At 68.6% G+C, this 15457-nt stretch carries 9 protein-coding genes; 6 read left to right on the forward strand and 3 right to left on the reverse strand.

Going from position 1 to position 15457, the window contains the following annotated elements:
• Positions 1-236: 236 nt before the first annotated feature.
• Positions 237-1241: an acetylxylan esterase gene (locus AB5J49_RS36405; protein ID WP_369173098.1), complete on the reverse strand. Its 1005-nt coding sequence runs from the start codon at positions 1239-1241 to the stop codon at positions 237-239.
• Positions 1242-1426: 185 nt separating this feature from the next.
• Here AB5J49_RS36405 and AB5J49_RS36410 point away from each other — a divergent pair, with 185 nt between their 5' ends.
• From AB5J49_RS36410 to AB5J49_RS36430, 5 genes are all read left to right on the forward strand, one after another.
• Positions 1427-2422 (forward strand): ABC transporter permease, encoded by a 996-nt coding sequence (locus AB5J49_RS36410; protein ID WP_369173099.1) that lies wholly within the window; start codon positions 1427-1429, stop codon positions 2420-2422.
• Entirely contained in the window at positions 2416-3288 is an 873-nt protein-coding gene (locus tag AB5J49_RS36415; protein ID WP_369173100.1) for a carbohydrate ABC transporter permease, read from the forward strand. Before AB5J49_RS36410 ends, AB5J49_RS36415 begins: the two co-directional genes overlap by 7 nt.
• A gap of 190 nt (positions 3289-3478) precedes the next feature.
• Positions 3479-5134, forward strand: a complete 1656-nt coding sequence (locus AB5J49_RS36420) for an extracellular solute-binding protein (RefSeq protein WP_369173101.1) — start codon at positions 3479-3481, stop codon at positions 5132-5134.
• Positions 5131-5817 carry a hypothetical protein gene (locus tag AB5J49_RS36425; protein ID WP_369173102.1) on the forward strand — a complete coding sequence of 229 codons (687 nt, stop codon included), beginning with the start codon at positions 5131-5133 and terminating at the stop codon, positions 5815-5817. The genes AB5J49_RS36420 and AB5J49_RS36425 overlap by 4 nt, the downstream gene beginning before the upstream one ends.
• Positions 5814-7838: a beta-galactosidase gene (locus AB5J49_RS36430; protein ID WP_369173103.1), complete on the forward strand. Its 2025-nt coding sequence runs from the start codon at positions 5814-5816 to the stop codon at positions 7836-7838. The genes AB5J49_RS36425 and AB5J49_RS36430 overlap by 4 nt, the downstream gene beginning before the upstream one ends.
• Here the strand turns inward: AB5J49_RS36430 and AB5J49_RS36435 are convergent.
• Together AB5J49_RS36435 and AB5J49_RS36440 are read right to left on the reverse strand one after the other, a co-directional pair.
• Complete coding sequence (locus AB5J49_RS36435) at positions 7832-9778, reverse strand: alpha-glucuronidase (RefSeq protein ID WP_369173104.1); 1947 nt, start codon at positions 9776-9778, stop codon at positions 7832-7834. The two genes, AB5J49_RS36430 and AB5J49_RS36435, sit on opposite strands and share 7 nt — an antisense overlap.
• A 20-nt stretch (positions 9779-9798) precedes the next feature.
• On the reverse strand, positions 9799-13599 hold the full coding sequence (locus tag AB5J49_RS36440) for a GH92 family glycosyl hydrolase (protein WP_369173105.1): 3801 nt from the start codon (positions 13597-13599) through the stop codon (positions 9799-9801).
• 354 nt (positions 13600-13953) lie between these two features.
• Here AB5J49_RS36440 and ngcE point away from each other — a divergent pair, with 354 nt between their 5' ends.
• Positions 13954-15420, forward strand: coding sequence for an N-acetylglucosamine/diacetylchitobiose ABC transporter substrate-binding protein (gene ngcE, locus AB5J49_RS36445; RefSeq protein ID WP_369173106.1), 1467 nt, complete (start codon positions 13954-13956; stop codon positions 15418-15420).
• The last annotated feature ends 37 nt before the right edge of the window (positions 15421-15457 follow it).

Consider the following 15457-nt stretch of genomic DNA (forward strand, 5'->3'; position numbering starts at 1 on the left):
GGTGGGCGTCGAGTGGTCGTCCACCGGGTCCGCGAGCCGGACGGGCCTGAGGGGGAAGAGGTCCGTCCGGTGGGGGAGTGGCTTGTGCGAGGCCGCCGGGCGACAACGTTGTCGAATGATCTGTCCATGACTCTATCGCCTCAACGGACAACGATGTCAAGCCGGTTGGGAGTCCGTGACGACCGGCAAGGAGTTCGCGAGCGTGCGGCTGCCGGACGACACCGACCTGCACGTGTTCACGCCGGCGGTGCGCTGACGTCCAACACGGCGGGCAGCCAGTCCAGTTGGCGGCGCACGTGCACCGCGTCGCCGCCTTCGTGGCCGTTGAACGGATAGGGGTGGATCTCCTTGCGCGGATCGGCGCCCGACAGCTCCGCATAGCGGTTGAAGGCGCCGTACGCCCCGCTCGGCGGGCACACCGTGTCGCGCAGGCCGACCCCGAAGTGGGCCGGGGCGTGGGCGCGCCGGGCGAAGGAGATCCCCTCCAGGTAGGACAGCGTCTCGTGCGCGGCCCGCTCGGCGCCCCGGTGCACGGAGAGGTACGCGGTGATCTCGCCGTAGGGCGAGGCGTCGGTGAGGTCGAGTGCGCGCCGGATGCCGCACAGGAACGGGGCGGTGACCAGGAGGGCGGCGAGGTCGGGGACGAGTCCCGCGACGGCCAGGGCGAGCCCGCCGCCCTGGCTGTTGCCGACGGCGGCGATGTGTGCGGCGTCCACGCCCGGCAGTGCGCGCAGTGCCGCGACCGCACGTACCGCGTCCGTGATCAGGCGGCGGTAGTGGTGGTCCCGCGGGGACAGCAGGCCGCGCACCGCAGGGCCCGGGCCGCCCGGCGCCGTGGCGTGCGGGTCCGGGGTGGCGCCGCCGTTGCCGTACTGGTCGCCCTGGCCCCTGTTGTCCATCAGCAGATGCGCGTATCCGGCGTTCACCCAGGTCAGCCGCTCGTGTGGGAGGCCGCGACCGCGGCCGTAACCGGCGTACTCGACGACGGCGGGCAGTGGGCGGTGCACCCCGGCCGGTCTGCTGAACCACGCCCGCACCGGATCGCCGCCGAACCCCCGGAAGGTCACGTCCCAGGTCTCCGTCAGCCGCAGGCCGGTCTCCACCGGGTGCGCCGACACCAACACCTCCGGCTGCGCGGCCTCCTTGAGGGTGTCGTGCCAGAACTCGTCGAAGTCGGCGGGCTCCTGGGGATCCGGGCGGTAGCGCTCCAGGTCCTCGAACGGCAGGTCGAACACGGGCACCAGCTGCCTCCGATCGTTGCGGTTCTACATCAGAATGTTTCGCTCTCGGTGGCTCGCCTCAGTCGCACTCTCCTCAACTGGCCTTCCCTGTCAGCCCCATTGACAGCCATTACACCCGCCCCTAACCTCGCCGCAAAGTTGCCGGTACGACTCCGAAACTTTCGGTGCCACCGGGAGGCCACCGCATGAGCAGCACCTCCACCACGTCGGCTCCACCGCCCGGCACACAGGCGCCGCCGCCGACGAAAGCCCCACCCCGTCGCGGGCGGCGACCGACGCGCACCGGCTGGCGGCGGGCGCTGCGCCGGGACTGGCAGCTGTACTCGCTGGCCGTCCTGCCGCTGCTGTTCTTCCTGGTCTTCCGCTATCTGCCGATGATCGGGAACGTGATCGCCTTCCGGCGCTTCGAGCCCGGCGGATCGATGTTCGGCGCGGACTGGGTGGGCCTGCGCTATGTGCGCATGTTCCTCAGCGACCCGACCTTCTGGCAGGTGTTCCGCAACACCCTGTGGCTCGGCGGGCTCACGCTCGTGTTCTGCTTCCCGATCCCGCTCGTCCTCGCTCTCCTGCTGAACGAGGTGCGCCGGCGCTCCCTGAAGCGGTTCGTGCAGTCGGTGTCGTACCTCCCGCACTTCCTGTCGATCGTGATCGTCGCGGGCCTCACCCTGCAGATGCTCGCCACGGACGGGCCGGTCAACCACGCCCTGGGGTGGTTCGGGCACGACCCGATCCGGTTCATCCAGGAACCCGAGTGGTTCCGCACTGTCTACGTCGGCTCCGAGATCTGGCAGACCGCGGGCTGGGGCACGATCCTCTACCTGGCCGCGCTCACCACCATCGACGAGGACCTGTACGAGGCCGCCCGCCTCGACGGCGCCAACCGCTGGCAGCAGATCTGGCACGTCACCCTGCCCGGCATCCGCCCCACCATGATCACGCTGTTGATCCTCAACGTCGGCACTTTCATGGCGGTCGGCTTCGAGAAGGTCCTGCTGCTGTACAACCCGCTGACCTACCCGACCGCCGACGTGATCTCGACGTACGTGTACCGGGCGGGCGTCGAGTCCAACAGCTTCAGCTACGCGGCCGCCATCGGGCTGTTCGAGGCGATCATCGGCCTGGTCCTGATCACGTCCGCCAACACGCTCTCGCGCCGCACAGTGGGGACCAGCCTGTGGTGAAGCCGAGCCGTTCCTACCGGGTCTTCCAGGGCGTCAACGGGGTGGTCCTCACCCTCGTCGTGCTGGTGACCCTGTATCCCTTCGTCAACATCGTCGCGAGGTCCTTCAGCGGGGAGCGCCAGATCCGGGCCGGTGAAGTGACCCTGTGGCCCAAGGGGTTCAACCTCACCACGTACAAGATCGTGTTCCAGGACGCGATGTTCTGGCGGAACTACGGCAACACCGTGTTCTACACGGTCGTATCGACCGCCGTGGCCATGGCCCTGACGACCTGTTACGCCTACGTTCTGTCGAAGAAGAACCTCAAGGGCCGCGGGGTGCTCGTCGGCATCGCCGTGTTCACGATGTTCTTCACCGGCGGACTGATCCCCAACTACATCCTGGTCACCGAGCTCGGACTGAAGAACAGCGTCTGGGCGATCGCGCTGCCCAACGCGATCAGTGTCTTCAACCTGCTGGTGATGAAGGCCTTCTTCGAGAGCCTGCCGACCGAGCTGGAGGAGGCCGCGCAGATCGACGGCCTGAGCACCTACGGCATCCTGCTCAGGATCGTGCTGCCGCTGTCCAAGGCGGTCGTCGCGACCATGGTGCTCTTCTACACGGTGTCCTTCTGGAACTCCTGGTTCAGCGCGTTCCTCTACATGGACCACTCCGACCTGATGCCGGTCACCGTCTATCTGCGCAACCTCATCGCGGGTGCCACCGGCGGCGGCAACGCGGGCGCGGACACCGCGGAGCTCAGCCAGGTCGGCGCGAGCATCCAGGCCGTCACGATCGTGCTCACCGCGCTGCCGATCATCTGCGTGTACCCGTTCGTCCAGCGCTTCTTCGTCTCGGGCGTGATGCTCGGCGCGGTCAAGGGCTGACGGCGTGTCTGCCCACCGGCGCGACGCCGGAGTGTCCTGCTCCGTCTCGGCCGTGCGCACCCTCCCGGCGGTGACCCGTCGGGCGCAGGCGGCGGGACCGCACGGCCGGCCCACCCGATGCCGGTGCGACGGCGCAGGCAGCCCGGTCGGCACCAACCACAACCGTGTCCCCAAGACCAGGAGGATCTGAGTGATGAACGCTGGACAACTGTCACGGCGCCAAGTTCTCGCCGCCGCAGGCTTTGTCGGCCTCGCCCCCCTCACCGGCTGCGGCGGCGGTGAGGACGGAGGCGACTCCAAGGACCTTTCCAAGAAGCAGAACGGCGCGATGAAGGAGTACCGGGCCGGCCAGCAGTTCAAGGCCACCAAGGCGCTGTCCTTCTCGATGCTGCACAACGACAACCCGGTCTACCCCCTCAAGAACAGCTGGCTGTTCTGGAAGGAGGTCACCAAGCGCACCGGGATCACCATCAAGCCCCTCGACGTCCCCCTGGCCGACTACGAGAAGAAGCGCAGCGTCCTCATCGGCGCGGGTGATGCACCCTTCATCATCCCGAAGACGTACCACCCCGGCGAGGTCGCCTTCGTGTCCTCGGGGGCGATCCTCCCGGTCAGCGAGTACGTGCACCTGATGCCCAACTTCCAGGCCAAGGTGAAGAAGTGGAAGCTCGAGCCCGAGCTCGACTCCATCCGCCAGTCCGACGGCAAGTACTACCTGCTGCCCGGTCTGCACGAGAAGCCGAAGTCCGGCTACTCGCTGTCCTTCCGCACGGACATCCTCGACAAGCACGGACTGACCCTGCCCACGACATGGGACGAGGTGTACGACGTCCTCAAGGCGCTCAAGGCGGAGTACCCCGACAAATACCCCTGGACCGACCGCTGGAGCACCAACACCCCCTTCCCGTGCGGGGCGTTGTTCCAGTACCTCGGCCAGGCCTACGGGGTGAAGGCCGGTTGGACGTACGACAACATCAGCTTCGACACCAAGGCGCAGCAGTTCGTCTTCACCGCGGCCCAGGACGCCTACCGGCAGATGATCGAGTACCTGAGGAAGATCGTCGCCGAGAAGCTCCTCGACCCCGAGAGCTTCACCCAGCAGGACGACCAGGCCATGCAGAAGCTGCTGGCCGAGAAGTCCTATGTGATCAGCGCCAATCCGCAGGAGTTGGTGCAGAACTACCGCTACAACCTGGGCAAGCAGGTCAAGGGCTCGAAGATCGAGATGATCCCGGTGCCGCTCGGCCCGGCCGGACCGATCCTGCTGAGCGGCATCCGGCTGGAGAACGGCGTCATGATCTCCAGCAAGGCCCTCAAGAGTTCCGACTTCGTCGCGATGATGCAGTTCGTGGACTGGCTCTGGTACTCCGACGAGGGCCAGAAGTTCTGCAAGTGGGGCGTCAAGGGCGTCACGTACACCGAGTCCGGCGGCACGTACACGCTGGAGCCCGGGATCTCACTGATGGGCTCCGACCCGGACGCCCCGAAGGACCTCCAGAAGGACTACGGCTTCTTCAACGGCGTGTTCACCTACGGCGGCAGCTGGGAGCTGGTCTCCTCCAACTTCAGCCCCGACGAGAAGAAGTTCCAGGACGTCATGTCCCAGCGCAGGGAACTGCCCGTCGACCCGGCCCACCCGCTGCAGTCCTTCGAGCAGGAGCAGGCGACCCTCTGGGACACCCCGCTCAAGGACCACGCCATCCAGAACACCCTCCAGTTCGTGCTCGGCAAGCGGCCCATGTCCGAATGGGACGCCTACGTCAGCGAGTTGAAGGCCAAGAACATGGACCAGCTCGTCGACCTGCACAACAAGGCGCACGAACGCTTCAAGAAGGAGAACGGGTGAGCAGCGGCGTACACACGGCCGACTTCGGCGCCGGAGTCCTCTCCCGCGCCGTCGCCCTGATCCACACCCTCGTCACCGTGCAGGCCCTGCTGCTCCTGGCCGCCGCGCCCGGTCTCGCCGGCCTGCTCCTCCTCGGCCCCGACCCCGCCAACCTGCCCCTGGCCGCCGTATGCCTGCTGCCGCTCGGCCCGGCCCTGGCCGCCGCGCTGTACGCCCTGCACCACCGCAGCCGCGACCTCACCGACCTGCACCCGGCCCGGACCTATGCGCGCGGCTGGCGGCTCAACGCCCTCCCGGCGCTGAAACTCTGGACGCCCCTGCTCGCCTGGCTGACCGTCATCGCGTTCACCCTCACCCACTTCTCCGCCACCGGCCTGCCCGGCTGGTGGGCGGTGCTGCTCGGGGCGATCGGTGCCGGCTTCCTGCTGTGGGGTGCGCACGCGCTGGTCCTCACCTCGCTGTTCGCCTTCCGCAGCCGTGACACGGCCCGCCTCGCCGCGTACTTCCTGTTCCGGCACGGCCGCGCCACCCTGGGCGCCGCCTCCCTGCTCGTACTCGTGGCCGCGTCGACCGCCCTGCTGACCGAGGCCCTGCCCGCCCTGCTGGCCGCCCCGCTGCTGCTCTCCCTGCTGCACAGCAGCCGCCCGGTGATCACCGAGACCCAGGAGGACTTCACCGGATGACCGCGCCGCGCACCCCGAGGATCCCGTACGGCGGCGACTACAACCCCGAGCAGTGGCCGGAGCCCGCCTGGGACGACGACCACCGCCTGTTCACACGGGCCCGCATCGACACCCTGACCGTCGGCGTCTTCTCCTGGTCCCTCACCCAACCCGCCCCGGACACCTACGACTTCACGATCCTCGACCGCATCCTCGACCGCGCCGCCGCCGAGAGCCGCCGGATCTGCCTGGCCACCGGCACCGCGGCCCTCCCGCCCTGGCTCGCGAAGCGGCACCCCGAGGTCAACCGCACCGACTTCGAGGGCCGCCGCCACCGCTACGGCCAGCGCCACAACTTCTGCCCCAGCTCACCGGCGTACCGCAGCCACGCCACGGCGATGGCCGCCCGCCTCGCCGAACGCTACGGGGGTCACCCGGCGTTGCTCGCCTGGCACATCAACAACGAGTACGGCGGAGTGTGTTACTGCGACCTGTGCGCGGCCGCCTTCCGCACCTGGCTCCAAGACAGGTACGGCACCCTCGACGCCCTCAACGACGCCTGGTGGACCACCTTCTGGTCCCACCACTACACCGACTGGGGCGAGATCGAGCCCCCGAACGCCCTCACCGAGCACTGGCGCGGCCCCGACCACACCGCCTTCCAGGGCATCACCCTCGACTACTCCCGCTTCACCACCGACGCCCTCCTCGGCTGCTTCCTCGCCGAGAAGGAGGTGATCCGCGCCCACGACTCCGACACCCCCGTCACCACCAACTTCATGGGCATGTTTCGCCCCCTCGACTACCACCGCTGGGCGCCCCACCTCGACTTCGCCTCCTGGGACAGCTACCCGCCCCTCGACGCCCCGCCCACCTGGCCCGCCCTCGCCCACGACCTGATGCGCGGCCTCAAGGACGGCGCCCCCTTCTGGCTGATGGAGCAGACCCCGTCCACGACGGCCTGCCGTGACGTCAACCCCCTGCGCCGCCCCGGCGAACTCCGCCTCGCCACCTTCCAGGCCATCGCCCACGGCGCCGACGCCGCCCTCTACTTCCAGATGCGCGCCTCCCGCGGCGCCTGCGAGAAGTACCACGGCGCGGTCATCGGGCACGCGGGGCGAGACGACACCCGCGTGTTCCGTGAGGTGGCCGATCTGGGGCGGGAGTTGGCGGCCCTCGGCGACGCGACCCTCGGCTCCCGCACCCCGGCCCGCACCGCCCTGCTCTTCGACTGGGACAGCTGGTGGGCCCTGGAGATCTCCGACGGCCCGTCTCGGCTGGTCAAGTACCAGGAGGTGGTCCACGCCTACTACCGCGCCGCTCGCGAGGCCGGCGCGGACGTGGACGTCGTCCCGGTCACGGCCGACCTCACGGCGTACGACGTGGTCCTCGCCCCTGTGCTGCACATGGTGAAAGGTGACCTCGCGGAGCGCCTGGAAGCCGTCGCCGCACGCGGCGGCACCGTCCTGACGAGCTTCCTCTCCGGCCGCGTCGACGCACACGACCGCGCCTTCCTCACCGACGTCCCCGGCCCGCTCGCGCCGCTCATGGGCGTCCGCGTCGACGAAGGGGACGCGCGGCCGCCGGACGTCGTACAGCCCGTCCAGCTGGGGCAGCTGACCTGCGAGGCGCGTCTGGTCTTCGAGATCGTGCTGCCGCGCGGCGCCGAGCCGGTCGGCACGTACGGCGCCGACTTCTACGCGGGCACCCCGGCCGTGACCCGCAACCGCTTCGGTGAGAGCGAGGGCGAGGGCTGGTACGTGGCCACCGCCCTCGACCAGCCCGGCGTGAACTGGATCGTCCGCCGGATCCTGGCTCGCCACGACCTGCTCGGCCCGTACGCCGACCACCCCGCCCTGGAGACCGCGACCCGGGTCGCCCCCGACGGCACCCGTCTCCTCTTCCTCCTCAACCACGCCACCGAACCGGCCCACCTGACGGCCCACACCACCGCCACCGACCTGCTGACCGGCAAGCGGGTCGAGGAGGGCGAGCCACTGACCCTCGACCCGCTGAGCCCAGTGATCCTCCGCAGTCAGTAGATGCGGCGCCCATGTGCGTCGGGCACACCCGACTTGCGGAGGAAGTAGCTGTTCACCTGGTCACGCCACTCGCGGGCGCTCCGGAGCTGCTCCTCGAACCGCTCCGTCACCCGCGCGTGGCGCGCCGGGTCCACGAGTTCCACCAGTGATGCCCACACATCCCGGGCGGCCTCCACCTCCTCCACGCCCTCGAAGTGCGTGTCGTAGATGTGCTGGATCACCGTCTTGCCGCTGTGCAGCATGTGCCCGTACGACATGTGGTGGAAGAACAGCAGCAGCTCGTCGGGGCAGGTGTCCGGCGACTCGTACCTCTCGGCCCACGGCTTGGCGTACTGCCCCGCGAACCCGGTTCCGGTCGCCGCGCTCCGGTCGACGCCCAGGCCGTGACGGTCGGCGAAGTGGTAGGTGCCCCAGGGGCTGTACTCATAGCCGTCGACGCTCGGCCCGTAGTGGTGCCCCGGCTGCACCATCCAGCCCACGCCGAGGGGAGCGGTGTACTTCTCGTACGTCCGCCACGAGCCGTCCAGGATCGCGCGCAGCCCCGCCGCCGGACCGGTGCCGAAGGTGAGCCGGATCCATTCGTCGAGGATCTGATGCGGATCCGCGTGCGGCTGCCAGGCCAGTCGGCCGAAGGTGTACAGGTTCGCCTGGGCCAGCGGGTGCCCGGTCCAGAACGGGTCGTCACCGACGTTGGACACGGCGACGATCCCGCCGCGCGCCACCTCCCCGACAGAGGACTCCCCGTCGGCCCGGAACCGCAGCACCTCGCTCCACATCGGTCCCAGCCAGCACACATGCCGCTGCTGCCCGGTGTACTCCTGCGTGGCCTGCAGCTCCACCGCCAGCCGGGTGCGCGGCATCGCGCCGATCAGCGGCGAGACGGGCTCGCGCACCTGGAAGTCCATCGGCCCGTGCTTCACCTGGAGCACGGCGTCGGCGGCGAACTCCCCGTCCAGCGGCACGAAATGGTCGTACGCGGCACGCGCCCGATCCGTCGTCCGGTCCCGCCAGTCCTGCCGGTGGTCGTAGACGAACGCCCGCCAGTGCACCGTGCCGCCGTGCGGTGCGAGCGCCGCGGCCAGCATGTTGGCACCGTCCGCGTGGCTGCGGCCGTAGGCGAACGGCCCCGGCTGCCCCTCCGAGTCGGCCTTCACCACGTACCCGCCGAAGTCGGGGATCGCCTCGTACACCCGCGCGGTCGCCTCGGCCCACCAGCCGCGCACGTCCTCGTCCAGCGGATCGGCCGTGGACAGCCCGCCCAGCACGATCGGCGCGGCGAAGGTGACCGACAGATGGGTACGGAGGCCGTACGGCCGCAACGCGCCCGCGATGTCCGCCACCTCACCGAGCCGGTCGGTCAGCAGGTGCGCCTCGGCCGTGTGCACGTTGACGTTGTTCACGGCCACGGCATTGATCCCGCAGGCCGCCAGCAGCCTGCCGTACGCCCGCACCCGCCCCAGTAGCTCCCCGCGTGCCCGCCCGTCCTCCCAGAACAGCGACCCGCCGGCGTATCCGCGCTCCACCTGGCCCATGACCGGATGCACGGCCACGTTGTCCCAGTGATCGAGCATGCGCAGCGCCGACTCGGGCCGGTGCTCCTCACGTTCGTACGAACCCTCGAACGCCGCGTCTGCGAGCCGTACGACGTGGAACAGGCCGTACAGCAGCCCGGACCCCCCGGACGCGGTGACGGTCGTACGGCCGTCACCGCGCTCGACAGTGAACGCCTCGCCGCTGTCGCCGCCGGTCAGTTCCAGCAGCAGGTCGTACGGTTCGGGGGACGCGTCGCGCGAGACGCTTCCCCCGAACCGTGCGCAGGCCTGCGCCACTTCCCCCCGCACCGTGTCCACCAGCGGACCCGAGCCGCGGATCAGCGTCCGCCGGGTGCCGATCGGCCGGAACACCTCGTCCGGCAGCCAGGCCGGATCGACACCCTGCATGAGACCCCCAATGCACCTGCTCAGGCGAGCAGTTCGACTTCCGACACCACCGCCTCACCGTCGAGCACCAGGCGGTACTTCCCGTACGTACCCGGAGACCCCACGGAGAACGCCCGTGTCTGCCGGTCCCAGGCGAAGGACTCCCCGGCGCGCTTGTCGAGGGTCCGCCACGTGGTCCCGTCGTCCGACCCCTGGAGCGTCCAGCCGGTCGGCGCCTTCGTCCGGTCCGACGGCGATGTCAGCGTGTACTGCACGGCCTTGGTGCGCCCGGACGCCGGAAGATCCAGCGAGGAGACACTCGCCTCGGTCGCCGACGTGTTGTCGAACAGCGCCCCGTCACCCTTCAGCACATCCGCCCGCGGCACGGGCACCTCGTCGTCCTGGGTGATCGACACCGGCGCCGCGTTCTTGCCGGTGCCCCACGACGAGGGCCGCGGCCCCATGTCGAAGTCCAGGACGCCGCCCTTCGCGATCAGCGAGTGGGGGAGTGAAGTCGACCTCCAGGGAACGCCGTTGACCCTCAGGCCCTGCACATACACATTGCGCGCGCTGTTCTTCGGCGCCCTGACGACCAGTTCGCGGCCGTTCTCCAGATGGACCGTCGCCTTGGTGAACAGGGGTGACCCGATGGCGTACTCGCCACTGCCCATCACCAGCGGATAGAAGCCGAGCGCGGAGAACAGGAACCAGGCCGACTGCTCGCCGTTGTCCTCGTCGCCGTGGTAGCCCTGCCCGATCTCGCTGCCGACGTACAGCCGCGACAGCACCTCGCGGACGTTCCTCTGCGCCTTCCAGGGCTGCCCGGCCGCGTCGTACATGTAGATGGCGTGGTGGGCGACCTGGTTGGAGTGGCCGTACATGCCCATCCGCACGTCCCGCGCCTCCGTCATCTCGTGGATGACACCGCCGTAGGAGCCTACGAAGTCGGGCGAGGCCGTCTCCGGGGTGGCGAAGTACTCGTCGAGTTTGTCCCCGAGGCCGTCGCGGCCGCCGTAGAGGTTGGCCAGGCCCCGGCTGTCCTGCGGGGCGGTGAACGCGTATCCGTAACCGTTCGTCTCGGTGTAGTCGTACCCCCACACGCGCGGGTCGTACTTCGAGGACTCGACGCGCCAGTCGCCCTTCTCGCCGCGGCCCTGGAAGAAGCCGGCCTTGGTGTCGAAGAGGTTGACGTAGTCCTGGGCGCGGTTGAGGAAGTACTCCGACTCCTCCCTGTAGCGCTTCTCGCCCGTCTCCCGGTACAGGGCCCGGCCCATCCGGGCGATGCCGTAGTCGTTGAGGTAGCCCTCCAGCGCCCAGGACAGGCCCTCGTGCGTCTCGGTGCTCGTATAGCCGAGGAAGGGCGAGGTCGCCATGCCCTTGCGGCCCACGCCCGACGACGGGGGCACCACGGTCGCGTTCTTCATGGCCGCGTCGTACGCCGACTTCGCGTCGAAGTCCACGCCCTTGACGTACGCGTCCGCGAAAGCGACGTCCGAGGACGTGCCGGTCATGAGGTCGGCGTAACCGGGGGAGGACCAGCGGGAGGTCCAGCCGCCGTCCTTGTACTGCTGCACGAAGCCGTCGACCATCTCGCCCGCCTGGCCGGGCGTCAGCAGCGAGTACGCCGGCCACGTGGTCCGGTAGGTGTCCCAGAAGCCGTTGTTCACGTACACCTTGCCGTCCACGATCTTCGCCCCGGTGTGCGTCGGGGTGTCGGGACCCGGCATCGGGGAGAACGGGGACGCGTACTGGTCCTTCGAACCGACCTTCTCGAAGCCGGAGTTGGGGTACAGGTACAGCCGGTACAGGCTGGAGTACAGCGTCGTCAGCTGGTCCGGCGTCGCGCCCTCGACCTCGACCTTGCCGAGCAGCCGGTCCCACTGGCGCTGGGCGCGCGACTTGACGGTGTCGAAGGAGGTGCCGTCGGGGATCTCCTGACGCAGGTTGTCCTTCGCCTGGTCGACGCTGATGAGCGAGGTCGCGAGGCGCAGCGTGACGGTCCGGTCGTCGGCCTTGAACCGCAGGTATCCCTTGACTCCGCTCGCCGCTCCGTCCGTCACCGGCTTGTCGAAGACGCCGTACACGAACAACCGTGTCGCACCCGTCGACAGCCCGGACTTCACGTCCGAGTAGCCGGTGACGATCCCGTTCTCCTGGTCGAGCGTGAGGCCCGCCTGGTCGGTCACGTTGTCGAAGAGGACGCTCGCGTCGTCGCCCGGGTAGGTGAAGCGCAGTGCCGCCGCGTGGTCGGTCGGGGCCATCTCCGCCCGCAGCCCGTTCTCGAACCGCACCCCGTAGTAGTACGGCCGCGCGGTCTCGTTCTCGTGCCGGAAGGCCAGCTCGCGCGTCTCACGGCCGGTGTCCGGGGTGCCGGAGGCGGCCGAGGGCATCACCTGGAAGGTCTGCCGGTCGCCCATCCAGGGGCTGGGCTCGTGGCTGGCGCTGAACGCCTGGATCGTCGGCAGGTTGTCGGCGTTGTTCGCGCGTGCGTAGTCGTACAGCCAGCTCAGCGAGCCGGCGTTCGTCACCGGCGTCCAGAAGTTGAAGCCGTGCGGCACGGCCGTCGCCGGGAAGTTGTTGCCGCGTGAGAATCCGCCGCTGGAGAGGGTGCCGCGGGTGGTGAGCGCGTAGTCGGACAGATGGGCCTTGGGCTTCTCGGGCGCGACGGACTTCAATGAGATGTCGTCCAGCCAGCCCCGGAACTTCGCCGGGCCCTTGGGGGAGTCGTACGCCACCAGGATCCGGTCGACGGTCCTGCCGGCCGCGACCGCCCCGATGTGCGAGGCGACGTTGTTCCACTGGTTGACGTACAGCACCTTGGCGGCGCCCTGCCCGCGCGGCGACAGCGGGAAGCCGTGCTGGTCGGTGGCGCCCAGGTCGCTCAGGTGGGTGCCGTCGGTGAAGGCCAGGTCGACCGAGACGTTCGTGGCGTCGTAGTCGAGGTCGCCGTCCGCCATCGACGGGAAGACGCGGTAGGACAGCCGGGTGTCGCGGCCGACGGCCACGTTCACGTCGTAGACCTTGTTGTACGAGTACGCCCGCCCGTCCGCCGTATGCCGTCCGGCGTACCTGAGTGCCCGCTTGCCGGTGAAGCCCGCGCCCGCCTTCGCGGTCGGCGAGCCGCTCGGGCCGCGGTCGACGAGGGAGAGCATGTCCTGCGGGAGCGGGCCGTCATCGCCGCCCGTCGAGAACTGGACGTCGGCGAGCTGGAGGATGTCGGCGGCGCCGTTGTTCCTGGTGATTTCCAGCCGGAAGTGCTGGTACTCAGCCGGTTCCGCTATATCGTACGACTTTGTCTGGAACCGTTCGGTGAACATCTCGCCGGAGCGGGTGTCGAGGGTTTTCCACTCCTTGCCGTCCGTGGAGCCCTTCAGTGTCCAGTCCTGCGGGTCGCGCTCGGTATGGTCATTGGCCGAGGTGAGCGCGTATTCAGCTACCTTCACCTGTTTGTCCAGGTCGAACTCCACCCACCCGGTGGGTTCGAAGACCAGCCATTTGCTGCTCGGCTCCCCGTCGGCGAGGTTCTCCTTCACCTCCCCGCCGCCGGTGTTCTCGCCGCTCGCCCGTACGTCCGTGACGTGGTCGGTCACATTGCCCGGAATGCCGCTGCTGTAGCCGCCGTCGACACCCGAGGCCCGCTTGCCGCCGTCCGGCGCGGTGTCGACGGTATTGAGCCAGTCGGGTGCCGGATCGCCCGCCTCGAACGAGGACACGAACTCCCGGTCGGCCGTCGCGGGCGCCTCGGGCAGGGCGACCGCCGCGCCCTGCGAACCCACGGCCAAACAAAAGGCGGCCGTCGACACGACCGCCGTACCCCATCTGTGCCGAGCTCTCTGCTGCATCAACGGGTACCCTCCCTGCGCACGGGACAACGTTGTCAACTTCGCTGCGCAAGGATCAGTTGTGGCTCAAGTGCCAGGTATTGTCAAGGGTGTTGGCTGCGGCATTCGGGGCCTATGTAGCGGATTTTTCCGGCAAGCCGCCCACGGGGCGTTCATATTTCCGTGAGGTCTCAACTCGGAAAAGACCATCGGCCAAACTTGCATTCGATCTTGCTCCGCTGACGGGAAGTGGACTATACCTGTCGGCACTTCATAAGATTCCGCACTTCCTGCACTACCCCAGCTTGACCCGATCGCGGTGCCGGCGAGGATCCGGTTCACCGCCTGAGTCCTGGAGAAGGCGAGGACTTGAGCATGGGATCCACTTCCGCCGAGAACACTGAGAAGCACGGCTCCGCAGGTGTGGCGCGCCGCGATCTGATCAAGCGGTCCGCCGCACTGGGTCTGATCGCCGTACCGACGATGAGTTTCCTGTCCGCGTGTGCCACCGGCGGTGGCGGCGGCGAGGAGAAGGAGAGCAAGGCGCCCGGCGGCGCGAAGTCCGCCACCAACCCGCTCGGCGTCGAGAAGGGCGTCGCCCTGGAGGCGTTCATCTTCAAGGGCGGCCTGGGCGACCAGTACGCCAAGGACGCGGAGGCCGACTACAAGGCCACGTACGGCGCCTCGGTCAAGCACACCGGCACCCAGCAGGTCGGCCCGAAGCTGACCCCGCGTTTCGCGGGCGGCAACCCGCCGGACGTCATCGACAACTCCGGCGCCGACCACCTGGACATGAACAAGCTGTCCACCCAGGGCCAGCTCCAGGACCTCCAGGCGCTGCTCGACGCCCCCTCGATGGACGACGCGAGCAAGAAGATCTCGGACGTCATCCACCCGAGCACCATCGAGAAGGGCAAGCACGGCGACACCTTCGACGTGCTCTACTACGCTTTCACCATCTACGGCACCTGGTATTCGCAGAAGGCCCTCGATGACAACGGCTGGGAATACCCCAAGAGCTTCGACGAGATGGTCAAGCTCTGCGGCGAGATCAAGAAGAAGGGCATCGCGCCCTGGACGTACGCCGGAAAGTATCCGTACTACGTCCACTTCAACCTGTTCGCCCAGATCGCCAAGATCGGCGGCATGGACGGCTGGATCGCCATCGACAACCTTGAGCCCAATGCCTGGACCAGCAATGACGCGGTGAAGACGGTCGTCGAGCACTACGAGGAGCTGGCGGCCAAGAAGTACTTCCTTCAGGGCAGCCAGGGCCTGACGCACATTCAGTCGCAGACCGCCTGGAACAAGGGCAAGGCCATCTTCATCCCCAACGGCTCCTGGGTGGAGAACGAGGCGGCCCCGACCACGCCCAAGGACTTCCAGATGTCCGTCGGTGCCCTGTTCGACGGCTCCAGCGGCGACAAGATGCCGCACGGCACCCTGCGCGCCGAGCCCAGCGAGCCGTACATCGTGGCCAGCAAGGGCAAGAACCCGGCCGGCGGCATGGAACTGCTGCGCCTCATGCTGTCCAAGAAGCACGCGCAGAACTTCGCCAAGCTGGTGAAGTCCCTCACCTGTGTCGTCGACGCCACCGAGGGCATGAGCCTCTCGCCGGGCCTCGCCTCGGCGAGCAAGTCGTTCAAGGACGCCGGCGACAACATCATCAGCCTCCAGCTCCAGGAGTGGTACCCCGCGCTCACGGACGAGAAGATCGGCGGTCTCACCGGGCAGCTGCTCACCGGTGAGATGAACGCGGCCGACTGGATCAAGAAGACGCAGGCATACGCCGACGCCGTGGCGAAGGACGACTCCGTGAAGAAGTTCAAGCGCGAGAAGTAAGAGCCCGGTCAGACACAACGGCACTCAAGGGGAAGGG

Source organism: Streptomyces sp. R28, from assembly GCF_041052385.1.
Classification (GTDB): domain Bacteria; phylum Actinomycetota; class Actinomycetes; order Streptomycetales; family Streptomycetaceae; genus Streptomyces.